Here is a 22,944-nt window from a genome sequence, read left to right as displayed (position 1 = left end):
GTCAGTCTCCTTCATGGAACGTCCGGGCGGCGGCCAGCGCGTCCCAGGCGGGGACAAGGCCACGCCGCGCGGCGGCAAAAGCGGGAAAGATGCGGCCATAGGCGGTGACCAGCGCGGGGTCGGGGGTCTCGGACGCGCCCAGAAGCGGGGTGACCCAGTCGGCGATGCAGGCGTGCATATCGGGGTAGGCGCCGATGGCGACGGCGGCCATCATGGCAGCGCCTGCCGCCCCGGCCTCTTCGCGGGCCGACACGCGCACTGGCGCGTCGATGGCAGCGGAGAGGATGCCACGCAGCCCGCGCGACCGGGCGGCCCCGCCGGTCAGGCGCAGCTCTCCGGGCAGGCTGCCCATGGCGGCATAGCAATCGCGCATGGCATGGCCCAGCCCCTCGACCACGGCGCGCAGAATGTCGGGGTAGCGGTGGTTCAGCGAAAGGCCGGTGAAGCCCGCGCGGGCGTCGGCGTTGACGAAGGGGCCGCGCTCCCCGGCGGCCGAGATATAGGGCATGTAGACGATCTGGCCTGGTGTGCTTTGCGCCAGCCAGCCGTCGATGCGGGCTACCAGATCGCGGTGGCTGACCTCCTGACCGAAGTCGCGCAACACATCGGCGGCAAGACCCAGCGCCCAGTCGATGTTCAGCGTGGCGGCCATGTTGGTCTGCACCTGCGTGACCAGGCCGGGCACCGGCAGGCAGATCACATATCCGGTGCCCTCGGCGTTCAGATGCACGTCGCCGGCCTCAACCGCGCGCATGTGCACGCCGGTGGAGCCGACGGTGGAGCAAGCCACATCCCCCGGCCCACCCACGACGCCGGCGCCCAGTGCGGTCATTACCATGTCGACATAGCCAAGGCTGACTGGCGTACCCGCCAGAAGCCCGGTCTGCGCGGCGGCCCCGGGCGTCAGCGGATGGGTGATCTGCGTGCCGTCAATGATTTCGGGAAGCAGGTGGCGACGGGCGCTCAGGTCCAGCGCATCAATCACCGCATCGTCATAGGCACGGTTGCGGAAATTGCCGAAGGTGAAGCTGGCCTCCGACGGATCGGTGGCGCGCGCGCCCGTCAGGTTGAGGTAAAGCCAGTCCTTGCAATGCAGCGCGACCTCGGCCTGCGCCAAAAGCTCGGGGTAATGCGTCTGCATGTGGGCAAGTTGGCTACCCTGCTGGCAGGTGTTCAGCCCGGTGCCTGTCGCCTCGAATCTTGTGCGGTTCGCGGCTATGGCCGCCAGCCGCGCGACCGTGGGTGCAGCACGGGCATCCAGCCACAGCCAGGCGTCGCCCACAGGCTGGTTGCCCGCCCCCACAAGCCAGGTGCCATCGCCCTGCCCGGTAACTGCCAGCGCGGCGGTGCGGGCGGCGAGCCCCGCGATCTTCGCGCCCAGACCGCGCAGCGCGGCGGCGCAATCGGCCCAGGTATCGGTCAGCGACTGCGTAACGGCCCCGCCGGTCCGACTGGCATAACGATTCGGCACGGCTGCCGCATCAATCTGACGTCCTGCCAGATCAAAGGCCACGGCCTTGATGACCGAGGTTCCCGCATCAATGCCGATCAGCAGGTCGCGCCCGTTGCCCTGTCCTGCCATGTCTTTTCGCCTCCCGCCTTCGGCCCGCAGATACGCAGCCGTGTCCCGGCATCTCCTCCGATGCCGTTTCCGCTTCATAGCACAGTTTCACGATGCATGTGTATTTTTTTGCGGACAACGAAATTTATTTCAGTTACGGTTGGAACTGTCAAGAAAAGGCTGGCCGGGGTTCGCATCGCTGGAGGGCGGCGAAATATCGGGGAGGACAGCCGTCACGACAGGCGCCGGGGAGGGGTGCATGCCGTTGAAAATGAAAGAGATCACAACATCATCGGCAGCGCGCCCGCTGTGCGGCGCCCGTCTTGCGGCGTCGGCCGCCGGGGGCGCCCCGGCTCGATTCGCCGCCTGCCGTTCCATCATCACGGAGGTCCGCCGATGAACCGCGCCACATCCCCCGCCCCCCGTGCGCCCGCCGCGCCGCGCCGTGGGCTGATGCTTTCGCTGGCGCTGGGCCTCGCGCTGCTGGCGGCGATGGCGCTGGATACCAAGGTGGTGCGTCTCGGGTCCGATCTGGATGTGCGCCAGCAGGCGTTTTCGCCCGACAGCTTTGGCGAGGCGGAGTTTCCCCGCATTCAGGCCAATATCGAGGGCCGGGCGGTGGATGCGCTGGTCATCGCGCCTGAGGCTCTGGCCGACAAGGCGGCGGCGGGCCAGAAATACGGCACCGTGTCTTCGACAGGGGCCATCATTCCGGTGAAGCTTTCCGGTGTGGTGGGTGAGGGAAAATCAGGCGTCTACCAGCTTGCCGTCGAGGGCATGCCGCCGGAAATCAAGGTCCGGCTGCAAACCGGCCCGGCAATCAACGGCACCGATCTGCGCGACGCGCCGGGGGACATCGCCTTTGGCAGTTTCAAGAACCAGATCGAGTATCAGGATGCCGGCTCTGGCATCAACCGCGCCATGAAAAAGGCCGTTCTGGACGGGCTGGATACCGCATCGTTGCAAGGCAGGACGGTCGAGGTCATCGGCGCGTTCCGGCTGGTGAATCCCAAAAACTGGATGATCACCCCTGTGAGGATCACCGTGAAATGACCGATGTTCCGCAGCAAAAACCGGATCTGGCCGAGGTGGTTCTGGCCGCCCGTAACGTGGCGAAATCCTACGGTAATGTTCATGCGCTGAAAGGCGTGAACTTCGACATTCATCGCGGGCAGGTGACCACGCTGTTCGGCGAGAATGGCGCGGGCAAGTCGACGCTGATGAAGATCCTTTCCGGTGTGATCCAGCCGACCAGCGGCGAGATCATTCTTGATGGCAAGCCGGTCGCCTTCAACAATTCGACCGAGGCGCGGGATCGCGGGATTTCCATCATTCACCAGGAACTCAGCCTCGCCCCGAACCTGAGCGTGCGCGACAATATCTTCATGGGGCGCGAGATCATGGGCCCGACCGGCGTCGATTTCGCCGAAGAGGAACGTCAGGCCCGCCGCCTGATGGCAGAGCTTGAGGAAGACATCGACCCGCTGACCCCGGTGGAGGAGTTGCGCCTTGGCCAGCAGCAGATCGTGGAAATCGCCCGCGCCCTGTCGGTGGACAGCCGCATCCTGATCATGGACGAACCGACCAGCGCACTGTCGGCGTCCGAGGTTGAGGTGCTGTTCAAGGTCATCCGCGACCTGACGGCCAAGGGTGTCAGCATCGTCTATATCTCGCACCACCTGGAAGAGGCGTTGCAGATCACCGATCACGCGGTGGTATTGCGTGATGGCACGATGACCGCCTATGCGCCACGCGGCGGAATCGACCTTGAATGGATCGTCCGCAACATGGTGGGCGACAATTACGATCTGGGCAGCCCGCCCGAGGGGCATGTCTTTGGCGAAGTGGCGCTGTCGGTGCGCGACCTGACGGTGGCCGATCCCAAAGGGGGGGCCTTCAACGTGGTGGACCGGCTGTCGCTGGATCTGCGCGCGGGTGAGGTGGTCTGCATTTACGGGCTGATGGGCGCCGGGCGGACGGAGCTTCTGGAAACCGTGGCGGGCCGTTTGCGCGCCAGTAGTGGTGAGGTGGTGCTGGAGGGCCGCGAAATTTCGCATCTTTCCATCGCGGAACGCATCGCGCGCGGTCTGGCACTTGTCCCCGAGGATCGGCAGCGCGACGGCCTCGTGCAGACCATGAGCGTGGGCGAGAACCTGTCGCTTGCCTCCATCGCCAGCTTTACCAAAGGGCTGTTTACCCAGAAGAAGGCCGAACGCGCGCTGATCGACGCCTCTATCCGCGAGGTGACGGTGAAAACCTCCGGCCCGGCCGCCGCCATCGGCTCACTGTCTGGCGGAAACCAGCAGAAGGTCGTCATCGGCAAGATGCTGGCGACGAAACCCCGCGTCATCATGCTGGATGAACCCTCGCGCGGTATCGACATCGGCGCCAAGGCTGAGGTGTTCAAGCTGCTGGCCGAAGAGGCGAAGCGCGGCCTTGCCGTGATCTATTCGACCTCGGAAGTCGGTGAATGCCTGTCGATCGCGCATCGGATCATCGTCATGCACAAGGGCCGCATCTCGGCCGAATTCGATTCCAACGTCAGCAAGGAAAAGATCATGGCCGCCTCGGGCGAGTCCGTGGCGGCCTGACGGCCGATCCTCAGCGACCAAGTAACGGAGCCATCCCATGTCGGATACCACACTCGCCCGCACGGCCGCCGCGAAACCCGCCTTCAGCCTTGGCCGGCTGCTGCTGGAAGGCCGCGCCTTCTTTGCGCTGATCCTGATCGTCGCCGTGTTTTCCTTCCTGTCGCCGAACTATTTCACGGTGTCGAACTTCCTCATCATGGCCAGCCATGTTGCGATCTACGGTATTCTGGCCGTGGGCATGCTGCTGGTGATCCTGAACGGCGGGATCGATCTGTCCGTCGGTTCGGTGCTGGCGCTTTCCGGCGTGATCGCCGGGGCGCTGATGCAGGGGGTGGAGATGCAGGCGCTGGGCGTCATCCTCTACCCGCCGGTCTGGGCGGTCGTGGTGCTGACCTGCGCGCTGGGCGCGGCGGTGGGCGCGGTGAACGGCGTGCTGATTGCCTGGTTCAAGGTGCCCGCCTTTGTCGCCACGCTGGGCGTGATGTATGTGGCACGCGGCGTCGCCCTGCTGATGACCAACGGCCTGACCTACAACAATCTTTCGGGGCGCCCGGAACTGGGCAACACCGGCTTCGACTGGCTGGGCTTCAACAGGCTGGCGGGTATTCCGATCTCGGTTCTCGTGCTGGCGGGAATTGCGGTGCTGGCGGGTCTGATGCTCAGCCGGTCGGCTTTCGGGCGCTGGCTCTACGCCTCGGGCGGCAATGAACGTGCGGCCGATCTGTCGGGCGTGCCGGTCAAGCGGGTGAAGATCACCGTCTACACGCTGTCGGGCATGCTGGCGGCGGTGGCGGGGCTGGTGCTGTCGTCGCAGCTCACCTCGGCCGGGCCGACGGCTGGCACCACCTATGAACTGACCGCCATCGCAGCGGTGGTCATCGGCGGCGCCGCGCTGACCGGCGGGCGCGGCACGGTGCGCGGCACCATGCTGGGCGCCTTCGTTATCGGCTTCCTGTCCGACGGGCTCGTGATCATCGGGATCTCGTCCTACTGGCAGACCGTGTTCACCGGCGCGGTGATCGTGCTCGCCGTGCTGATGAACTCCATCCAATACGGCAAAGGCCCGCGCAAGGGCTGAGCCGACCGACCTTCCCGACCGGGCCGGACCCAACCGACCCGCGCGGAAAGCCTTGCCAAGACGGCAAACGACCAAACCAAGGGAGAGAGAACCATGCTGAAACTGACCCGCCGAGCCCTGATGGCCGCCGTGGCCGTCACCCCGCTGATGAGCTATGCCGCCGCAGCCGAGGGGCTGATCTCGATCATCGTCACCGACCCGGCGAACCCCTATTGGTTCACCGAGGGCGAAGTGGCCAAGGCCACCGCCGAAAGCATGGGCTATACCGCCAATGTCTCGGCCCACAAGGGCGACACCAATGCCGAAAGCACGCTGATCGACACCGCGATCACCAACAAGTCGGCTGCTATCATCCTTGACCCGGCAAATGCCGATGGCTCCATCGGGGCGGTGAAGAAGGCCGTGGATGCGGGTATCCCGGTGATCCTCGTGAATGCCGAGATCAACCAGGAAGGGCTGGCCAAGGCGCAGCTGGTGTCGAACAACGCCCAGGGCGCCGCGCTGGGGGCGGAACAGTGGGTGGCCGATGTGGGCGACGCTGGCAAATACGTCGAGCTGTTTGGCAATCCGTCGGACAACAATGCCGCGACCCGTTCGAACGGCTACGAGACCGTCATCACCCAATACCCGGATCTGGAAAAGGTCGGCAAGGAAGTGGCGAACTGGGACCGCACCCAAGGCTATCAGAAGATGCAGTCGCTGTTGCAAGCCAACCCCGACATCATTGGCGTGATCTCGGGCAATGATGAGATGGCGCTGGGCGCGATTGCCGCGCTGAAAGAGGCGGGCAAGCTGGATCAGGTGAAGGTCGGCGGCTTCGACGGTTCGCCCGATGCGGTCGCGGCGGTGAAAGCGGGCGAGATGCAATATACCGTCCTGCAACCCGTCGCGGTCTTCTCGGCCGAAGCTGTGCGTCAGGCCGACAACGTGATCAAGACCGGCTCCACCGGCGCGGCGACCGAAAAGCAGCTTTTCGACTGCCTGCTGATCACCAAGGACAATGTGGACAAATACACCGCCGCTTTCACCCTGTCCGAGTGATTGACGGGTGGGGCGCCGCTGCGCGCCCCGGCATTCAGGCGGGGCCGGGTGCATCTGCATCCGGCCCCGATCTTTCCGAAAGGGATCTGCCATGGCTTGCCTGCTGGGTATCGACAACGGCCTGACCGTCAGCAAGGCGGTGATTTTTGACGAGAACGGGCGCGAGATCGCGGCGGCGCTGCGCCGTGTGCCGCAACAGATACCGCAGCCCCGGTATGTCGAACGTGACATGGCCGGTCTCTGGCGCGCGACGGCCGAAGCGGTGGCCGAGGCGCTGGCCAGATCTGGCCGCGCGCCGGGTGATATCACGGCAGTGGCGGCGACAGCGCATGGCGACGGGCTTTACTTGCTCGATCAGGCGGCGCAACCGCTGGGCGCGGGCATCCTGTCGCTGGACAGCCGCGCGGCGGACGTGGTCGCGGGCTGGCAGGCCGATGGCACCGCCGCGGCCGCTTTGGCGCGCACGGGGCAGGAACCGCATGCCTCTGCCCCTTCGGCGCTGCTGGTCTGGATTGCGCGAAACCAGCCCGAGCGTTTCGCCCGGATCGGGCATGTCCTGGCCTGCAAGGACTGGATCCGGTTTTGCCTGACCGGCAGCATCGGCACCGATCTGACCGAGGCCAGCACCTCTTTCACCGATGTATCGACGCAGGCCTATGCAGCAGACATTCCCGGCATTTTCGGGCTTGGCACGCTGAACCTGCCTGAAATCAGCCGCCCGGATCATGTGGTGGGCCATGTAACCGAAGCCGCCGCCGCTTTGACGGGGCTGCGCATCGGCACGCCGGTGGTGGCGGGGCTGCACGATGTGACGGCCTCTGGCCTTGGCATCGGCGGCTATGGCGAGGGGATCGTTGCCATTGTCGCAGGCACCTATTCGATCAACGAAACCGTGACGCGGCAGCCGCTCAGCGATGCGCGCTGGTTCTGCCGTAACGGCATTGCGCCGGGTGAATGGAACGCCATGGCGATCTCACCAGCCTCGGCCACCAATTACGACTGGCTGCTGGATCGCACCTTCGGCGCCGAGCGGCAGGCGGCCGAGGCTGCGGGGGGCTCGATCCATCCGCAGGCGGCGGCAGAGTTGCAGGCCGCGCTGGCGCGGCAATCGACGCTGATGTTCCACCCCTACCTGTTCGGTTCACCCCATGGAGCGGGGGCCAGCGCCGGCTTTCTTGGCCTGCGCGGCTGGCATGACCGGGGTTACATGCTGCGCGCCGTGGTGGAGGGCATCGCCTTCAACCACCGCCTGCATGTCGATGCGCTGCGCGAAGGGTTTGCCCCGCGCGAAGTACGGCTGACCGGGGGGATTTCCCGCAATCCGGCCATCGCGCAACTGTTTGCCGATGTGCTGAACCTGCCGGTCACCGTGCCCGGCACCGGCGAGGCCGCCGCCTGGGGCGCCGCGCTTTGTGCCGGGGCAGGGGTGGGGCTTTACCTAAGCCCGCGGCACGGCCCGCCAGCGCCGGAAGGCGCCACCTTTGACCCGCAGCCCGAACGCGCCGCCGAGATGGCCCGCCGTTACGCGCTGCATGGCGAAATCGCCGCACAACTGGCGCCGATCTGGCCCGCGCTGGAGGCTCTGGCCCCCGAGGATACTGCCTGAAATGACCGAGACCCCCATTGACGTGCTGATCCTCGGCGCCGGGATCAATGGCGCGGGCCTGTTCCGCGATCTTTGCGAACAGGGGCTGACCTGCGTGATCGCCGACAAGGGCGACTATGGCTCGGGCACATCGGCTGCGCCCTCGCGGTTGATCCATGGCGGCATCAAGTATCTGGAAACCGGCGAGTTTCGCCTTGTCGCCCAATCGACGCTGGAGCGGAACCTTCTCCTGCGCAACGCGCCGCATTGCGTGCATCCGCTGCCGACCGTGATCCCGATCTTTTCGTGGTTCAAGGGCATTGGCGCGGCGCTGCGCACGCTGATGGGATCGACCACCGCGCCACGGGCACGCGGGGCGGTGCTGATGAAAATTGGCCTCGCGCTTTACGATTTCTATGGGGCCCGCGCGCGGGTCATGCCGCGCCATGCGCTGTGGGGCCGGGCGAGGGCGCTGGCCGAAATCCCGCCGCTGACCCCGCGCATCGTGGCGGCAGGGCGCTACTATGACGCGACCGTGGCGCATCCCGAACGGCTGGTGCTGGAGCTGATGCAGGATGGTTTGCGGGCCAGCCCGGCGTCGCGGGCCTTCAATCATTGCGCCTTGCTGGGGGCGGAGGGCGCCACGGTGCGACTGCGTGCCGTCGATGGCACCGAACTGGCACTGCGCCCGCGTGTGGTGATCAATGCGGCGGGGCCGTGGATCGACGCGGTGAACGCCAGGCTGGGCCTGCAAACGCGGCTGATCGGCGGCACCAAGGGTTCGCATATCCTGTTGGATCATCCGGCGCTTCTGGCGGCGCTGAAGGGGCGGATGATCTATTTCGAGGCCGATGACGGGCGCATCTGCCTGGTGTTCGATTATCTTGGGCGGGCGCTGGTCGGATCGACCGATACCCGTGCCGATGACCCGGACGGCGTGCGCTGCGAGGACGGCGAAATCGACTATTTTCTGCAAAGCCTGCGCAGCCTGCTGCCGGGGCTGGCGTTCGACCGCAGCCAGATCGTCTATGCCTATTCCGGCATCCGGCCCCTGCCCGCGTCGGATGGCACGGCGGCGGGGCTGATCAGCCGCGACCATTCCGCCCCGGTAATCGAGCCGTCAGATGCGCGCGACTGGCCGGTGATCTCGCTGGTTGGCGGCAAGTGGACAACCTTCCGTGGCTTTGCCGAGGAGGTGGCGGATACGGTTCTGTCGCGCCTTGGTCGGGCGCGGCGCGTCAGCACGCGCGATCTGCCCATCGGAGGCGGGCGGGATTATCCGGCTGACCCTGCGGTCTGGGCGGCTGAGGCGGGCGGGGCGCCGGGGCGGGCGGCCACGCTGCTCGCACGCTATGGCACCACGGCGCGGGCGATTCTGCAGGCGGAGGGTACGGCGCCCACCTCGCTGGAAGATGCGCCCGATTACACACTGGAAGAGCTGGGCTGGCTGAGCCGCAACGAACAGGTGCAAGGTCTGGAGGATCTGGTGATGCGGCGCACCGCGCTTGCCGTCACCGGGCGGCTGAGCATGCGCGACCTGGACCGGATCGCAGGGCTGCTCGCCGAAGTTCTGAACTGGGACGCACCACGCCGCGAGGCTGAACTGGCGCAGGTGCGCGCCCGGCTGACCGGGCGCCACCATATGCGGCTTTAGGCTCAGCCTGCCAGCCGCGCCTCAAGGTCCAGAAGCTGCCGCACCGCGCTGGCGGCCTCGGCGCCCTTCTTGACGAAATGGTCGCGGTAGAAATCGGTCAGCACATCGACCGGCTGGTAGTTATGCGGCGTCAGCGAGACCGACAGGCAGGGCACGCCGGTTTCAAGACCCACATTCATCAGCCCGGTCACCACGGCACCGGCGACGAAATCGTGGCGGTAGATGCCGCCATCCACCACGAAGGCGGCAGCCACCACGGCGTTGAAATGCCCGGTCTGCGCCAGTTTCTTCGCGGCCAGCGGCATTTCGAATGCACCGGGCACGTCGAAGGTTTCCACCTCGGCGCCGGGGATCAGCCGGGCGGCCTCGGCCAGAAAGCCCTCATGTGCACGGTCCACGATGTCATCGTGCCAGCGCGCGCGGATGAAAGCGATGCGGGGGGTTTTGGTCGTCATGTTTTCGGAACCTTCCGTTCAATTGCGTCAGGTCCCAGAGCACGAGTCACACCCGGCCCGCGGGAGGCAGGCCGTGCGCGATTCTCTTCCATCCGGACTATACCGTCGGCCCCGGAGTTTCACCGGATCTGCTGACCCTTCGTTGCCGAAGGCGCTCGCGGGCTATACCGCCGGTGGGGAGTTGCACCCCGCCCTGAGAACCCTTTCTGACTAACCTGTCTGTGGCGCGATGACCAGCCTGCAACCGGCATCGGCATGTCGGAAACCGGCAGCCAGGAGTCAACAAATCCGGCATTAAGGCGGCCGGATTGGCATTTCGCCTGTCCCAAAGCGGTTGCATTTGACCATTTGGTCGGTCTTACTGTGGCGATCAAGGGCGCGTGATGAACGGTGCCCTCAATGCCAAGGGGAGATGCTGGTATGATTCATCAGAAATTCTTTGCGGGTCTGGCGCTGACGGCCGGCCTTGTGGCGGGTGCTGCGCAGGCGCAGGACATGGCGTTTTTCCGTATCGGCACCGGCGGCACGGCTGGCACCTACTACCCGATCGGCGGCCTGCTGGCCAATGCCATCTCGAACCCGCCGGGGTCGCGCCCCTGTGAAGAGGGCGGCTCCTGTGGTGTGCCGGGGCTTATCGCTTCGGCCCTGTCCTCAAACGGCTCGGTCGCCAATATCAACGCCATCGCCGGTGGCACGCTGGAATCAGGTTTCTCGCAATCCGACGTGGCAACCTGGGCCTACAGCGGCACGGGCATCTGGGAAGGCAAGCCTGCGGTCGAGAAGCTGCGCGCCATTGCCAACCTTTACCCGGAAAGCATCCATCTGGTCGCCAGCGCGGAATCGGGCATCAACGGTGTAGCCGATCTGAAGGGCAAGACCGTCTCGCTGGACGAGCCGGGGTCGGGCACGCTGGTTGATGCGCGCATCATTCTGGAAGGCTACGGCCTGTCCGAAGGGGACGTGAAGGCCGAGTTCCTGAAGCCTGATCAGGCCGCCGACCGGATGCGCGATGGCGCAATGGATGCGTTCTTCTTCGTGGGTGGCTATCCAGCCGGTGCGATTGCCGAACTGGCCAGCCAGCATGCGGTGAAGATCGTGCCGATCACCTGCGAGGAAGCGCCCGCGATCTGCGAGAAGTACAGCTTCTTCGCGGCAGATACCGTGCCGGGCGGCACCTATGAAGGCAATGCCGACGATGTGAAAACGCTGTCGGTCGGTGCGCAGTGGATCACCAGCGCCGATCAGCCGGAAGAGCTGGTGTACCAGATCACCAAGGCGCTGTGGAACGAGAACACCCGCAAGCTGCTGGATTCCGGCCATTCCAAAGGCAAGCTGATCACGGCGGATACCGCCCTGAACGGCGTGGGCATCCCGCTGCATCCGGGCGCGGAACGCTTCTACAAGGAAGCGGGCCTGCTGAAGTAACGAGGACCGGCGCAAGACCGGCCAGAAGCAGGGGCCGCGCCGCAGAGCGCGGCCCCGTTGCGCTTTTAACAGTCAGCACAGGGGCAAGTGACATATGGCAAAGGTAGAGGAAGACGAGGGGCCACGGCATCTGACAGCGGATGAGCTTCAGGCCCTGGAAGAGAAATTCGACCCGGAAATGCGGTTCCGCGAGGTTGCGCGGCCGTTGGCCATCCTGACCGGCGCCATCCTGTTTCTGTTGTCCTGCTATCACTATTATACAGCCGGATTCGGCATTCCGCAGGCCACGGTGCATCGCGGGCTGCACATGGGCGTTACGCTGGCGCTGGTGTTCCTGAGCTTTTCGGCCTTCGGCGCCAAACGAACCGAGCCGGGCCTTCTGGCGCCCTGGGGTCTGCCGCTGATCGACTGGCTGCTGGCCATCGCCGGGGCGGTTGCCGCGCTGTATGTGCCATGGATCTATGCGGACCTTGCGTTCCGGGTGGGCAACCCGTTGCCCATCGACATCCTGATGGGGACCATTCTCATAGTCGTGCTGCTGGAGGCGGTACGGCGGTCGATGGGCTGGCCTCTGCCGGTCATCGCGATCCTGTTCATTGCCTATGCCTATTTCGGCCAGTCGATGCCGGGCATCCTTGTGCATCCCGGGGCAAGCTGGTCGAACATCGTCAACCACCTCTATCTGACCTCGCAGGGCATCTACGGTACCGCGCTGGGGGTGATCGCCACCTATGTGTTCCACTTCGTGCTGTTCGGCGTGATGGCGACGCGGATCGGGCTGGGGCAATTGTTCATCGACGTGGCCTCGGCGCTGGCCGGGCGCTATGCGGGCGGGCCTGCCAAGGTTTCGGTGTTGTCCTCGGCGCTGCTGGGCTCGATCTCGGGTTCCTCCATTGCCAATACGGTGACGACCGGCGCGCTGACCATCCCGGCGATGATCCGCATCGGCTATCCCCGCCATTTCGCGGCGGCGGTCGAGGCGGCTTCGTCCACCGGCGGACAAATTACACCGCCGGTCATGGGGGCGGTGGCCTTCCTGATGATCGAATATCTGGGCGTGCCGCTGACCACCATCCTGACTGCCGCCCTGGTCCCGGCCTTCATGCATTTCTTCGGCGTGCTGGTGCAGGTGCATCTTGAGGCGCGGCGCCTGGGCCTGCGCGGCCTGTCAGCCGAGGAACTGCCGAATGCCTGGAAGGTGATCAGGGAGGGCTGGCTGTCGATCTTCCCGCTGATCCTGCTGGTCGGTGTGCTGCTGTCGGGCCGCACGCCCTTTGCCGCCGCTTTCTGGTCGATCACCGCCTGTATCGTTGTGCTGGCGATTCAGGAGTTCATGAAGGGGGGCATCGCGCAGGCGATCCGGGGCACCGCCCATGGCGTGTGGGAAGGTTTCTGCCTTGGCGCGCGTCAGTCGCTGTCGGTGACTGCCGCCGCCGCGCTGGTGGGTGTGGTCATCGGGGTCGTCACCCTGACGGGCGTCGGCTTCAAGATCGCCTATATGGTGACGGGCGTTGCAGCGGGCTGGGCGGCTTCGGTCTCTGGCTGGCTGGCGATCCTGCCGTTCGAGGTGATGACGGTGCCGACACTGACACTGCTGTTCACGCTGCTGCTGACGGCCATCGTCTGTATCCTGATGGGCTGCGGCATTCCGACCACGGCCAATTACATTATCATGGTGGCGGTGGCGGCGCCCATCCTTGGCATGCTGGGGATGGAGCAGATCGTGGCGCATTTCTTCGTGTTCTACTATGGGGTGCTTGCCGACATCACGCCACCCGTGGCCATGGCGGCCTATGCGGCGGCCGGGATCGCCGGGGCCAATGCCTTCAAGGCGGGGAACACCGCGTTCCGGCTCGGCATGGGCAAGGTGCTGGTGCCCTTCGTCTTTGCCTTCCAGCCGGCGCTTCTGCTGGTGACCGAGGGCTTTACCTGGGGGGCCTTCTTCCTTGCCTTCTTCGGCGCAGTAATGGGCATCTATGTGCTGGCGGCGGCTGTCACCGGCTGGCTTTTCGCGCCCCTGAAAGGGTGGGAGCGGCTGGCGCTGACCGTGGCCGCGCTGCTGCTGGTGGCGCCGTCGATGACACCCACGATTGTCGGTCTCATCCTGATCCTGCCTGTGGCGCTGCGGCAGTTGATGGGGCGCGGCGATTCCGGCGGGCTGACGGCCTGACGCTCCTGAGTTTTCTTAATGAGTACCGGGGCGCGGGGAAACCTGCGCCCCTTTTCAATCTGCCCCGTCAATCCAGCGTGCGACGGAAGCGCGCCAGTGCCAGCAGGCCATAGACCAGCACAAAGACCATGAGCGCCGCCATCGGCTGCGCAATGTCGGGTTGGCCTGCCCCTTTCAGCATCACAGCCCGGATCAGTCGCAGGAAATGCGTCAGCGGAAAGACCTCGCCCAAGGTCTGTGCCCAGCCCGGCATACCCCGGAACGGGAACATGAAGCCAGACAGCATCAGCGACGGCAGGAAGAAGAAGAACGTCAGCTGCATCGCCTGCATCTGGGTTCGCGCGAGGGTGGAAATGAGGTAACCGAGGATCACCAGCGCCAGAACAAAGGTGAAAATGCCCGCGGCCAGCACGCCGAAACTGCCGACGAAAGGCACGCCGAACAGCAACCGTGCCGCCAGCAGAACTACCGCCACCTGCACCGCGCCGACGCCCATATAGGGCATGACCTTGCCCAGCATGATCTCGACCGGGGTGGCGGGCAGGGCCAGCAGGTTCTCCATCGTCCCGCGCTCGATCTCGCGGGTCAGCGCCATGGAGGTCATCATCACAAGGATCATCTGGAGGATCACCCCCAGCAGCCCCGGCACGATGTTGTATTGCGTGATCCCCTCGGGGTTATAGCGTTTGTGAACCACGATCCCGACCGGCGGCTGTGCCGGGCTGGCCCCTGTTTCGCGTTGCAGGGCCTCCGCCGCGACAGTGCCAAGGGTGGAAATGGCGCCCGAGGCGACGGAAGGGTCGGTCGCATCCGCCTCGATCAGGATCTGCGGCGCGTCGCCACGTTCGACCCGCCGCCCGAAATCAGAAGGCAGGGTGACGACGAAAGCCACAGCGCCGCGGGTAATCAGCGCCTCTGCCTCGGTCGCGGAAATGCCGACATGGGTGAAATCATAGTAGCCGGTCAGTTCCAGTGCCGAGACCATGGCCCGGCTGAACCGATCCTGCGTTGGTGCCACCAGAGCGGCAGGCAGGTGTTTTGGATCGCTGTTGATCGCATAACCGAACAGTACAAGCTGCATCAGCGGCACCAGCAGCATCATGGCGAAGGTGATCCGGTCGCGCCGCATCTGGATCAGCTCTTTGCGCAGCAGGGCGCCGAGGCGGCGAAGGGAAATGCCGGTCATGCCATATTGTCCCTGCTCTGGCCCATCAGGCGGATGAACACGTCCTCAAGGCTGGTTTCGCCAGGCTGGAAGCTTGCACCGGCCTCGGTCAACGCGCGTTCCAGTGCGGCGCGGTCGGTGCCGGTGACGTGCAGAGTGGTGCCGAACGGGGCAACCTGTTCCACCCCCGGCGCCTTGCGCAGCCGCGCCGCAAGCTCGCCCGGACGGTCGGCGGTGACCAGAAAGGTGGTCAACCCGGCCGAGGCGATGACCTCGGGCACCGTGCCGCGCGCAATCAACCGGCCGTAAGCGATATAGTTGATGCGATGGCAGCGCTCGGCCTCGTCCATGTAATGTGTGGATACCAGAACCGTCAGCCCGTCGGCGGCAAGGCCATGGATTTCATCCCAGAACTCGCGCCGTGCCTTGGGGTCCACCCCGGCGGTGGGTTCGTCCAGCAGCAGAAGCTTCGGTTTGTGCATGATGCAGGCTGCCAGTGCCAGCCGCTGCTTCCAGCCTCCCGACAGGCTGCCCGCAAGCTGGCTCCGGCGCGAGGTCAGCCCCAGCCCCGCCAGCGTGTCGCGCACGGCTTCGGCGGGCAGGGCGTAAAGCCCGGCGACGAAGGCAAGGTTTTCCTCGATGGTCAGATCCTCGTAATAGGAAAACTTCTGGGTCATGTAGCCGACCTGCCGCTTGATGGCGCGGGCTTCGCGGCGGATGTCATGGCCCAGCACCTGCCCGTTGCCCGCATCGGGCGTCAGCAGCCCGCACATCATGCGGATGCAGGTGGTCTTGCCGGACCCGTTCGGCCCCAGAAACCCGGCAATTTCTCCCCGTGCGACGCTGAGCGAGACGTCATCCACCACCTTGCGACCATGGAAGGCCTTTGTCAGCCCGGTGACCTCGATCGCGTTCATGGTGCTGACAGGTCCACATCGACAATCTGGCCGGGCTTCAGCCGGTCCGATCCGGGGTCGGGGCGGGCCTCGACCAGAAACACCAGCTTCTGCCGGTTTTGCAGCGAATAGATCACCGGAGGGGTGAATTCCGGCGAATCCGACACATAGCTGACGGTCGCATTTTGCCCTGTGCAGCCGTCGCAATTGACCTGCAACCGGGTGCCGGGACGGATCTGCGCGACCGATGGCTCGGGAACGTACAGCCGCAGCTTCACCGCGCCGTCGGGCAGGAAGGACAGGACAGGGGCAGAGGGCCCGGCAATCTCGCCGGGTTCGCGCACCACGTCGTAAATCGCACCAGCGGCGGGGGCGGCCAGCGCGCGTTGCGACAATTGCCATTCCGCTGCCTCGCGCGCAGCCTGCGCCTGTGCCAGCGTGGCGCGGGCGGCGTCGATCTCCTGCGCGCGGGCGGGCAGGCGGGCAACCGCAAGATTTGCCTCTGCCTCGGCCACGCGGGCGGCGGCAACCTCGGCGGCAGTGCGGGCCTGATCCAGTTGTGCCTCAGGGCTGACATTGCGGGCGTTCAGGCTTTGCTGGCGGGTGACCTCTTTCACGGCCTCGTCCGATTGCGCTCGGGCCGACGTCAGCGTGGCTTCCAACACGCGGATTTCTTCCGGGCGGCGGCCCTCCTGAAGGTTGGCCAGCTGACTTGCGGCCCGCGCCTCTGCTGCCCGCGCCTCGGCCAGCGCGATTTCGGCATCGCGCTTTTCCATCGCCACCAGCGGCGCCCCCGCTGCCACATGATCGCCCCGTGCGACGTTGACGGCCGACACCTGTGCCACGGCAATCGGTGCGATCATCACGAAATCCCCCTCGACATAGCCGGTCGCAAAAGGCGGTGGCATATCACAGGCCGCAAACAGGGCAGACAACAGCGGAACGGCGCAGATCAGGCTCATGGCTGGCTCCTCAGGATAGCGTGCAGGTTGGCGGCCAGACGGTCGGCGATGGCGGTGGTTTCGGCGGCGGAATAGCCGGTCCAGCCCATCCGGCGGCAGATAACGGGCTGACCGATGCGGAAGTAGACCGCCTGTCCCAGCAATGAAAACACCAGAAGCCGGGTTTCCTCGGCTTCGGCGGGCTGGCCGGTGGCCATCCCCGCCAGGGCGCAAAGCTCGCGGTGCTTGGGCAGGAAGAAGGCGTCGTAAACCAGATCGAAAGCCGGGCCGCCTTCGGAAAGTTCGCGCAGGATGAAAGCCACTGTATCCTGTGCCTGCGGCCCCTGGGTGAGGAAAACCACCATGGCGCGCAGCATCGCCTCCAGTCGGTCCAGCGCATCGCGTCGGGTGGCGGGCAGTTCTGTTGCGGGCGGTCCGGCGACCTGCCCGATGCGCCGCGCGACCTCGGCCCCACAGGCAAGGCGCAGGCCCTCCTTACCGCCGAAGTGATAAGCGATGGAGGCGACATTGGTTTTGGCAAGCGCCGCCAGGGACCGTGTCGGCGTGGCAGCGAAGCCCTGCTGCCCGAACAGGTGCAGCCCGGCGGCGATCAGATCGGCACGCGTGCCGGTAGGGGGATCATCCTGAGTCATGAAGCGATTTAATCAAACGATTGATTAAATCACAAGTCCGAAAAAAGGCCCGCCCCCGAAAGGGCGGGCCTTGCCGCGAAACGGCAATTTTACTTGGCGACGCGGGCGTTGCGCGTGGCGATCAGCTTCAGCCGCAGGGCGTTCAGCCGGATGAAGCCTGCTGCGTCCTTCTGATCATAGGCGCCAGCGTCTTCCTCGAAGGTGACATGCTTTTCGCTGTACAGCGAATGTTCGGACCAGCGACCGACACAGTGGACCGAGCCTTTGTAAAGCTTCAGCCGCACAGTGCCGGTGACATGCTCCTGCGACTTGTCGATCAGGGCTTGCAGCATTTCACGCTCGGGTGAGAACCAGAAGCCGTTGTAGATCAGTTCCGCATAGCGCGGCATGATCGAATCCTTCAGGTGGCCCGCACCTGCGTCGAGCGTGATCTGCTCGATCCCGCGATGGGCTTCCAGCAGCACGGTGCCGCCGGGGGTTTCATAGATGCCGCGCGACTTCATGCCGACGAAACGGTTTTCCACGAAATCCAGCCGCCCGATGCCATGCTTGCCACCCAGTTCGTTCAGGCGGGTCAGGATGGTTGCGGGCGACAGCGCCTCGCCGTTGATCGCGACGGCATCACCCTTTTCGAAGGTGACTTCGATATATTCGGGCGTATCCGGGGCTTCCTCGGGCGAAACGGTGCGCTGATAAACGTAATCGGGCGCCTCGTCGGCCGGATTTTCCAGCGCCTTGCCTTCGCTGCTGGTGTGCAGCAGGTTCGCATCCACGCTGAACGGCGCTTCGCCGCGCTTGTCCCTGGCAATCGGAATCTGGTTCGCTTCCGCAAATTCGATCAGCTTGGTGCGCGAGGTCAGATCCCATTCCCGCCAGGGCGCGATGACCTTGATCGACGGGTCGAGCGCATAGGCCGACAGTTCGAACCGGACCTGATCGTTGCCCTTGCCGGTCGCGCCATGGGCCACGGCATCCGCGCCATGGGCATGGGCGATTTCCACCAGATGCTTGGAAATCAGCGGCCGCGCGATGGACGTGCCCAGCAGGTAAAGCCCCTCATAGACCGCATTGGCGCGGAACATCGGAAAGACGAAATCGCGCACGAATTCCTCGCGCACGTCGACGATATGGATGTTCTCGGGCTTGATGCCCAGCAGTTCGGCCTTGGCGCGGGCGGGTTCAAGCTCTTCGCCCTGACCCAGATCGGCGGTGAAGGTGATGACCTCGCAACCATATTCGGTTTGCAGCCATTTCAGGATGATCGAGGTGTCGAGGCCGCCGGAATAGGCCAGCACGACTTTCTTGGGCTTGGACATGAAACGCTCCCTCGCGGTTTCGCCAGCGATTAAAGGCAAATGACCGCAAGGGCAAGCGGGCTGGTCTGCTTGACTCTGCCGGGGCAAGCTGACTCAATCGCCGCGTGCAACAGGCGAGGCGAAAGATGAAGGCGTGGCAGATTTTCACCCATTCGGTGCGGCAGGTGTTCGGCAACCTGACCGATGCGCTGCGCATTTCCGGGCTGCTTTACATCGTGCAGATGATGATTGTCGTGGCAATGGGCGTGACCTCGGGTGAGACGATGCAGGCCAACCCGGCGAAAATGCTGTTGATCGTTGTCGTCGCGCTGGTGTTTTCGTTGTGGATCGCTGTTGCCTGGCATCGTTTCGTGCTGAAAGGCGAGGGCGGCACCAGTTTGCTGCCGCCGTTTCACGGCAACGAGATTCTGCGCTATCTTGGCCGCTCGCTGCTGATCGGGTTGGTGGTTGTTGCAGTGGGCGCTGTGGCCGGTATGCTGATGATGCCGTTGGGCGTCATGCTGGCAGGCCCGCTGGCAGGGGCGATGATCGCCTCGCTGTTCATCATGGTTCCCGTCTTCATGGTGATGCTGCGGCTCAGCATCCCGCTCCCGGCCATCGCCATGGGGCAGAACATCGGCTTCAACGAGGGCTGGAAGGCCACCCATGGGGAAACCGGGGTTTTCTTTGGGCTGGCGTTGCTGCTGGCTGTGTTCAGCATTCTGCTGGGCGTGCCGGAAGCGCTGTTCCGGCCGGATTCGATCCCTGCTCTTCTGTGGACGTTGACCACTGGTTGGGTGCAGATGATGGTGGGCGTGTCGATCCTGACCACGCTGTACGGCCATTACATCGAAAAGCGCAGACTGGTCTGAGCTTGCCAATCCCGGCGGGACGGGTCTAATCGGCGCATGAGCGATTTTACCAGCCGAGCCCGTCTGACCACCGAAGCCCTGCGTGACCTGTTTGCGGTCACGCCGTTGCAGCGTAATGACCACCTGTCCAATCGCTACGGGGCGGAAATCTATCTCAAGCGCGAGGATCTGACGCCGGTGCGCAGCTACAAGCTGCGCGGGGCATTCAATGCCATGCGCAAGGTGCGGGCGGCAGATCCGGGGCAGGGACATTTCGTCTGCGCCAGCGCCGGTAACCATGCGCAGGGCATGGCGTATGCCTGCCGGCATTTCGGGGTGCGTGGCACGATCTTCATGCCGGTGACCACGCCACAACAGAAGATCGACAAGACCCGGACTTTCGGCGGCGATGCGGTGCGCATCGTTCTGACCGGCGACTATTTCGACCAGACGCTTGCCGCCTCGCAAAAGTATTGCGCCGAGGAAGGCGCGCATTTCCTGTCGCCTTTTGACGATCCAGATGTGATCGAAGGGCAGTCCAGCGTTGCGGTTGAACTGCTGGATCAACTGGGGGCCGCGCCAGATCTGGTGATCCTGCCGGTCGGCGGGGGCGGGCTGGCCTCGGGCGTGACCACCTATCTGCGTGAAGCCGCGCCCGGCGTTGCCTTCCGCTTTGTGGAGCCGCTGGGGGGCGCGAGCCTGAGTGCGGCGCTGGAGGCGGGCGGGCCGGTGACGCTGCCGCGTGTCAACAGCTTTGTCGACGGGGCGGCCGTGGCGCGTCTGGGTACGCATACCTATGATTGTCTGAAATGGGCCGATCCGGCGCAGGTGCTGCTGGCGCCTGAGGATCGCATCTGCATCACCATGCTGGAGATGCTGAACGTTGAGGGCATCGTGCTGGAACCTGCCGGGGCGTTGTCGGTCGATGTGCTGCCGGTGCTGGCGGAGGAGATTCGCGGCAAGACCGTGGTCTGCGTCACCTCGGGCGGGAATTTCGATTTCGAACGCCTGCCTGAAGTGAAGGAACGGGCGCAGCGGTTTGCGGGCAAGAAGAAATACTTCATCCTGCGCATGCCGCAGCGCCCCGGAGCCCTGCGCGAGTTTCTGATGATGCTTGGCCCGGATGACGACATCAGCCGCTTTGAATACCTCAAGAAATCCGCGCGCAACTTCGGATCGGTCCTCATCGGGATCGAGACCAGCAGCGCCGGGAATTTCGACGCGCTGACCGCGCGGATTGATGCGGCGGGCTTTGCCTATCGGGATATCACCGGCGACGAGGCGCTGGCCGAATTTCTGGTGTGACCGGCCGTCAGGCGGCGGAATGACGGGCCAGACCGTTCGAGAAGGCGGCTTTGGAATCGATGTAAAGCCGGATCAGGGTGGCCAGATCCACGGCCCCGCTTGCCCCGGCGTTGCACATCCTTTCCCCTTCCTGACAACGTAATGCCAGATCGCGAAACCCCAAATTCAGCGCGCTGCCTTTCAGGAAGTGAAGGTCGCGCGGCAGTTGTGTGACCTCGCCCGCGCGGAGCCGGGCCACGACCTCGTCTGTTTCTTCCAGAAACAGCGCCGCCACTTCGGCAAAGCCGTCCTCCCCGACTTCGGATCGCAGTTCCGCAACCCTGCTCCAGTCAATCATGATATACCCCGAATGCGGCCAGACCGGCCGACGCTTCCACATCCCACCAGGTCAGGATCGCGGGCGGCGCTTAACAAGCAGTTAGGAAATCACACGAGTTTCCGCGCATTTTAGGTTTCACACCATCTTAAGAGGGGCTGCCGAAACTGCCGCTGTTTTTGGGTGGAGACAGCGTGTGAATCAGGGCAGTTCTCTTTTCACAGGTGATCTGATGGCGGGGGGCGGGCGCGGGCAGGTGCTTGTGGTCGACGACAGCCGCGCACAGCGCCGCATCCTGACCATGTCGCTGCAACGCTGGGGCTATATGGTGACGGAAGCAGGCAGCGGGGAAGAGGCACTTCGGCTGGCGCGCGAAACCCCTTTTGATATCGTTCTCTCCGACTGGGTGATGCCGGGCATGTCGGGCCTGGAGTTTTGCAAGGCTTTCAGGGCTTTGCCGCACGAAAGCTACGGCTATTTCATCATGCTGACCTCGAAATCCGAGAAAGGCGAGGTGGCGGACGGGCTGGATGGCGGGGCAGATGATTTTCTGACCAAGCCGGTCAGTGCGGATGAACTGCACGCGCGGCTGCGGGCGGGGCAGCGCATTCTGGGCATGCAGGCCGAACTGGTGGAAAAGAACCGGCTGATCCGGGCGACGCTGGATGAATTGCAGAAGCTCTATGATTCGCTCGACCGGGATCTGATCGAGGCGCGCAGGCTGCAACAGACGCTGGTGCGGGACCGACATCGCGATTTCGGGCGAGGGGCGGCGTCGATTCTTATGAAGCCCTCCGGTCATGTGGGCGGTGATCTTGCCGGGTTCTTCGAAATCAGTGCCCGCCGTGTGGCGCTCTATTCCGTGGACGTGTCGGGGCATGGCGTGGCTTCTGCGCTGATGACCGCCCGGCTGGCGGGGGTGCTTTCCGGGGCCTCGCCTGACCAGAACATCGCGCTGACAGGCGGTCTGGACGGGCGGCGCGACGCCTGGCCGCCGGAAATGGTGGCAGCGCGGTTCAACCGTATGATGCTGGAGGAAATTCAGGTCGATCAGTATTTTACCATGGCCTATGCCGAGGTTGATCTGGCCAGCGGGCGGCTGCAACTTGTGCAGGCCGGGCATCCCTATCCGCTGATCCTGCGGGCGGGGGGCGGGATCGAACTGCTGGGTGCGGGCGGGCCGCCGATCGGCTTGCTGCCAAATGTGATCTTCCAGCGGGTCGAGGCGCAGCTTGCGCCGGGGGACCGGCTGTTTCTGGTATCGGACGGTGTTACGGAATGTCCGACACCAGAGGGGGAGGAGTTGGGTGACGAGGGGCTGATGCGAATACTGCGGGACAATGCGCAGCTCGACAGCCCCGCGCTTCTGGAGGCGCTGGTCTGGAATCTGAACGCGCATGCCGGAGGCGGTGATTTTCCGGATGACGTGTCGGGCGTGCTGTTCGATTACCGGGGCTGAGCCAGTGCGCGCGCCAGAAATGCCCGGTCACCGGCGTTGCCCAGCAGATCCATCGCCTCCAGCGCCGGCAACCAGACTGCACTGTGCCCTTCCTCAGTCGGCGGGCCGATGGGGCGGACGGGACGCGCCAGATAAATGGTGCACAGCTTTTCGGCCCAGAGATCGTAGTCCGGCATATAGCAGAACCGGCGGAAGGCGCCGAGGCGGCGGGTGACGCGGATGCTCCAGCCGGTTTCCTCCATCACCTCGCGGTGCAGGGCCGCGATGGGCTGTTCGCCGGGGTCGATGCCACCACCCGGAAGCTGGAACTCGGGCTTCGGGTCTTCCTGAAAGGTGGTGAGGATCTGATCGCCTTCCAGCAGCACGGCATAGACGCCGGGACGCCGCCGATAGTGTTGACCTGCCTTCACTGCTTCGCCATACCGCCTGATCATGCCTTTGGTCCTGTGCTTGCCGCGCCTATATGATCGCGGTATGCCAAGACTGGCGCCTTCAGGAAACCC

General features: G+C 64.8%; 20 protein-coding genes and 1 riboswitch. Of the genes, 11 read left to right on the top strand and 9 right to left on the bottom strand.

All coding sequences use genetic code 11. The features are described from left to right. Position 1: 1 nt before the first annotated feature. Positions 2-1,582, bottom strand: a complete 1,581-nt coding sequence (locus IE126_RS16000; RefSeq protein ID WP_108129809.1) for an FGGY-family carbohydrate kinase — start codon at positions 1,580-1,582, stop codon at positions 2-4. A gap of 375 nt (positions 1,583-1,957) precedes the next feature. On the opposite strand from IE126_RS16000, the gene IE126_RS15995 reads away from it, so the two are divergent. From IE126_RS15995 to IE126_RS15970, 6 genes are all read left to right on the top strand, one after another. Then, positions 1,958-2,614, top strand: a complete 657-nt coding sequence (locus IE126_RS15995) for a DUF2291 family protein (RefSeq protein ID WP_189381583.1) — start codon at positions 1,958-1,960, stop codon at positions 2,612-2,614. Then, complete coding sequence (locus IE126_RS15990) at positions 2,611-4,152, top strand: sugar ABC transporter ATP-binding protein (protein ID WP_054304303.1); 1,542 nt, start codon at positions 2,611-2,613, stop codon at positions 4,150-4,152. The genes IE126_RS15995 and IE126_RS15990 overlap by 4 nt, the downstream gene beginning before the upstream one ends. Positions 4,153-4,189: 37 nt before the next feature. After that, positions 4,190-5,230, top strand: a complete 1,041-nt coding sequence (locus IE126_RS15985; RefSeq protein WP_054304302.1) for an ABC transporter permease — start codon at positions 4,190-4,192, stop codon at positions 5,228-5,230. A gap of 93 nt (positions 5,231-5,323) precedes the next feature. After that, positions 5,324-6,271 (top strand): D-ribose ABC transporter substrate-binding protein, encoded by a 948-nt coding sequence (locus tag IE126_RS15980; RefSeq protein ID WP_054304301.1) that lies wholly within the window; start codon positions 5,324-5,326, stop codon positions 6,269-6,271. Positions 6,272-6,362: 91 nt separating this feature from the next. Next, positions 6,363-7,877: an FGGY-family carbohydrate kinase gene (locus tag IE126_RS15975; protein WP_189381582.1), complete on the top strand. Its 1,515-nt coding sequence runs from the start codon at positions 6,363-6,365 to the stop codon at positions 7,875-7,877. 1 nt (position 7,878) lies between these two features. Then, entirely contained in the window at positions 7,879-9,510 is a 1,632-nt protein-coding gene (locus IE126_RS15970; RefSeq protein WP_189381581.1) for a glycerol-3-phosphate dehydrogenase/oxidase, read from the top strand. A 2-nt stretch (positions 9,511-9,512) separates the two neighbouring features. Here IE126_RS15970 and IE126_RS15965 read toward each other — a convergent pair whose 3' ends face one another. Next, on the bottom strand, positions 9,513-9,965 hold the full coding sequence (locus tag IE126_RS15965) for a 6,7-dimethyl-8-ribityllumazine synthase (RefSeq protein WP_108129815.1): 453 nt from the start codon (positions 9,963-9,965) through the stop codon (positions 9,513-9,515). Positions 9,966-10,041: 76 nt separating this feature from the next. Next, positions 10,042-10,170: riboswitch (FMN riboswitch) on the bottom strand. A 215-nt stretch (positions 10,171-10,385) separates the two neighbouring features. On the opposite strand from IE126_RS15965, the gene IE126_RS15960 reads away from it, so the two are divergent. Next, on the top strand, positions 10,386-11,390 hold the full coding sequence (locus IE126_RS15960; RefSeq protein ID WP_054304297.1) for a TAXI family TRAP transporter solute-binding subunit: 1,005 nt from the start codon (positions 10,386-10,388) through the stop codon (positions 11,388-11,390). 94 nt (positions 11,391-11,484) lie between these two features. Beyond that, positions 11,485-13,560: a TRAP transporter permease gene (locus IE126_RS15955; RefSeq protein ID WP_054304296.1), complete on the top strand. Its 2,076-nt coding sequence runs from the start codon at positions 11,485-11,487 to the stop codon at positions 13,558-13,560. A 67-nt stretch (positions 13,561-13,627) separates the two neighbouring features. On the opposite strand, the gene IE126_RS15950 is transcribed toward IE126_RS15955, so the two are convergent. The 5 genes from IE126_RS15950 to IE126_RS15930 all read right to left on the bottom strand — a co-directional run bounded on the left by IE126_RS15950 (position 13,628) and on the right by IE126_RS15930 (position 18,531). Beyond that, complete coding sequence (locus IE126_RS15950; protein WP_189381580.1) at positions 13,628-14,746, bottom strand: ABC transporter permease; 1,119 nt, start codon at positions 14,744-14,746, stop codon at positions 13,628-13,630. After that, positions 14,743-15,642, bottom strand: a complete 900-nt coding sequence (locus IE126_RS15945) for an ABC transporter ATP-binding protein (protein ID WP_189381579.1) — start codon at positions 15,640-15,642, stop codon at positions 14,743-14,745. The genes IE126_RS15950 and IE126_RS15945 overlap by 4 nt, the downstream gene beginning before the upstream one ends. Then, positions 15,639-16,583 (bottom strand): HlyD family secretion protein, encoded by a 945-nt coding sequence (locus tag IE126_RS15940; protein WP_189381578.1) that lies wholly within the window; start codon positions 16,581-16,583, stop codon positions 15,639-15,641. The genes IE126_RS15945 and IE126_RS15940 overlap by 4 nt, the downstream gene beginning before the upstream one ends. Beyond that, positions 16,580-17,215, bottom strand: a complete 636-nt coding sequence (locus tag IE126_RS15935; RefSeq protein WP_189381577.1) for a CerR family C-terminal domain-containing protein — start codon at positions 17,213-17,215, stop codon at positions 16,580-16,582. The genes IE126_RS15940 and IE126_RS15935 overlap by 4 nt, the downstream gene beginning before the upstream one ends. Positions 17,216-17,304: 89 nt before the next feature. Next, complete coding sequence (locus IE126_RS15930; RefSeq protein WP_189381576.1) at positions 17,305-18,531, bottom strand: argininosuccinate synthase; 1,227 nt, start codon at positions 18,529-18,531, stop codon at positions 17,305-17,307. 125 nt (positions 18,532-18,656) lie between these two features. Between IE126_RS15930 and IE126_RS15925 the strand changes: the two genes are divergently transcribed. Further along, a complete protein-coding gene (locus IE126_RS15925; protein WP_054304291.1) occupies positions 18,657-19,382 on the top strand; it encodes a hypothetical protein in 726 nt (241 codons plus the stop codon). Positions 19,383-19,418: 36 nt separating this feature from the next. After that, positions 19,419-20,666: a threonine ammonia-lyase IlvA gene (gene ilvA, locus IE126_RS15920; protein ID WP_189381575.1), complete on the top strand. Its 1,248-nt coding sequence runs from the start codon at positions 19,419-19,421 to the stop codon at positions 20,664-20,666. Between the two features lie 7 nt (positions 20,667-20,673). Here the strand turns inward: ilvA and IE126_RS15915 are convergent, their stop codons facing one another. Next, complete coding sequence (locus IE126_RS15915; RefSeq protein WP_189381574.1) at positions 20,674-21,003, bottom strand: Hpt domain-containing protein; 330 nt, start codon at positions 21,001-21,003, stop codon at positions 20,674-20,676. Positions 21,004-21,214: 211 nt separating this feature from the next. Here IE126_RS15915 and IE126_RS15910 point away from each other — a divergent pair, with 211 nt between their 5' ends. Continuing rightward, positions 21,215-22,441, top strand: coding sequence for a PP2C family protein-serine/threonine phosphatase (locus tag IE126_RS15910; RefSeq protein ID WP_189381616.1), 1,227 nt, complete (start codon positions 21,215-21,217; stop codon positions 22,439-22,441). On the opposite strand, the gene IE126_RS15905 is transcribed toward IE126_RS15910, so the two are convergent. After that, positions 22,429-22,875 carry an NUDIX hydrolase gene (locus tag IE126_RS15905; protein WP_054304288.1) on the bottom strand — a complete coding sequence of 149 codons (447 nt, stop codon included), beginning with the start codon at positions 22,873-22,875 and terminating at the stop codon, positions 22,429-22,431. The two genes, IE126_RS15910 and IE126_RS15905, sit on opposite strands and share 13 nt — an antisense overlap. Between the last annotated feature and the right edge of the window lie 69 nt (positions 22,876-22,944).

It is taken from the genome of Gemmobacter nanjingensis (assembly GCF_014652195.1).
In the GTDB taxonomy this organism is placed as follows: Bacteria; Pseudomonadota; Alphaproteobacteria; order Rhodobacterales; family Rhodobacteraceae; genus Gemmobacter; species Gemmobacter caeni.
Note: the sequence above shows the minus strand (reverse complement) of the source record. Positions and strands in the feature narration are given on the sequence as shown.

Excerpts from the sequence above, each read along its gene's own strand:
- IE126_RS16000 (WP_108129809.1), bottom strand. The coding sequence starts at position 1,582 with ATGGCAGGACAGGGCAACGGGCGCGACCTGCTGATCGGCATTGATGCG.
- IE126_RS15995 (WP_189381583.1), top strand. The coding sequence starts at position 1,958 with ATGAACCGCGCCACATCCCCCGCCCCCCGTGCGCCCGCCGCGCCGCGC.
- IE126_RS15990 (WP_054304303.1), top strand. The coding sequence starts at position 2,611 with ATGACCGATGTTCCGCAGCAAAAACCGGATCTGGCCGAGGTGGTTCTG.
- IE126_RS15985 (WP_054304302.1), top strand. The coding sequence starts at position 4,190 with ATGTCGGATACCACACTCGCCCGCACGGCCGCCGCGAAACCCGCCTTC.
- IE126_RS15980 (WP_054304301.1), top strand. The coding sequence starts at position 5,324 with ATGCTGAAACTGACCCGCCGAGCCCTGATGGCCGCCGTGGCCGTCACC.
- IE126_RS15975 (WP_189381582.1), top strand. The coding sequence starts at position 6,363 with ATGGCTTGCCTGCTGGGTATCGACAACGGCCTGACCGTCAGCAAGGCG.
- IE126_RS15970 (WP_189381581.1), top strand. The coding sequence starts at position 7,879 with ATGACCGAGACCCCCATTGACGTGCTGATCCTCGGCGCCGGGATCAAT.
- IE126_RS15965 (WP_108129815.1), bottom strand. The coding sequence starts at position 9,965 with ATGACGACCAAAACCCCCCGCATCGCTTTCATCCGCGCGCGCTGGCAC.
- IE126_RS15960 (WP_054304297.1), top strand. The coding sequence starts at position 10,386 with ATGATTCATCAGAAATTCTTTGCGGGTCTGGCGCTGACGGCCGGCCTT.
- IE126_RS15955 (WP_054304296.1), top strand. The coding sequence starts at position 11,485 with ATGGCAAAGGTAGAGGAAGACGAGGGGCCACGGCATCTGACAGCGGAT.
- IE126_RS15950 (WP_189381580.1), bottom strand. The coding sequence starts at position 14,746 with ATGACCGGCATTTCCCTTCGCCGCCTCGGCGCCCTGCTGCGCAAAGAG.
- IE126_RS15945 (WP_189381579.1), bottom strand. The coding sequence starts at position 15,642 with ATGAACGCGATCGAGGTCACCGGGCTGACAAAGGCCTTCCATGGTCGC.
- IE126_RS15940 (WP_189381578.1), bottom strand. The coding sequence starts at position 16,583 with ATGAGCCTGATCTGCGCCGTTCCGCTGTTGTCTGCCCTGTTTGCGGCC.
- IE126_RS15935 (WP_189381577.1), bottom strand. The coding sequence starts at position 17,215 with ATGACTCAGGATGATCCCCCTACCGGCACGCGTGCCGATCTGATCGCC.
- IE126_RS15930 (WP_189381576.1), bottom strand. The coding sequence starts at position 18,531 with ATGTCCAAGCCCAAGAAAGTCGTGCTGGCCTATTCCGGCGGCCTCGAC.
- IE126_RS15925 (WP_054304291.1), top strand. The coding sequence starts at position 18,657 with ATGAAGGCGTGGCAGATTTTCACCCATTCGGTGCGGCAGGTGTTCGGC.
- ilvA (WP_189381575.1), top strand. The coding sequence starts at position 19,419 with ATGAGCGATTTTACCAGCCGAGCCCGTCTGACCACCGAAGCCCTGCGT.
- IE126_RS15915 (WP_189381574.1), bottom strand. The coding sequence starts at position 21,003 with ATGATTGACTGGAGCAGGGTTGCGGAACTGCGATCCGAAGTCGGGGAG.
- IE126_RS15910 (WP_189381616.1), top strand. The coding sequence starts at position 21,215 with ATGGCGGGGGGCGGGCGCGGGCAGGTGCTTGTGGTCGACGACAGCCGC.
- IE126_RS15905 (WP_054304288.1), bottom strand. The coding sequence starts at position 22,875 with ATGATCAGGCGGTATGGCGAAGCAGTGAAGGCAGGTCAACACTATCGG.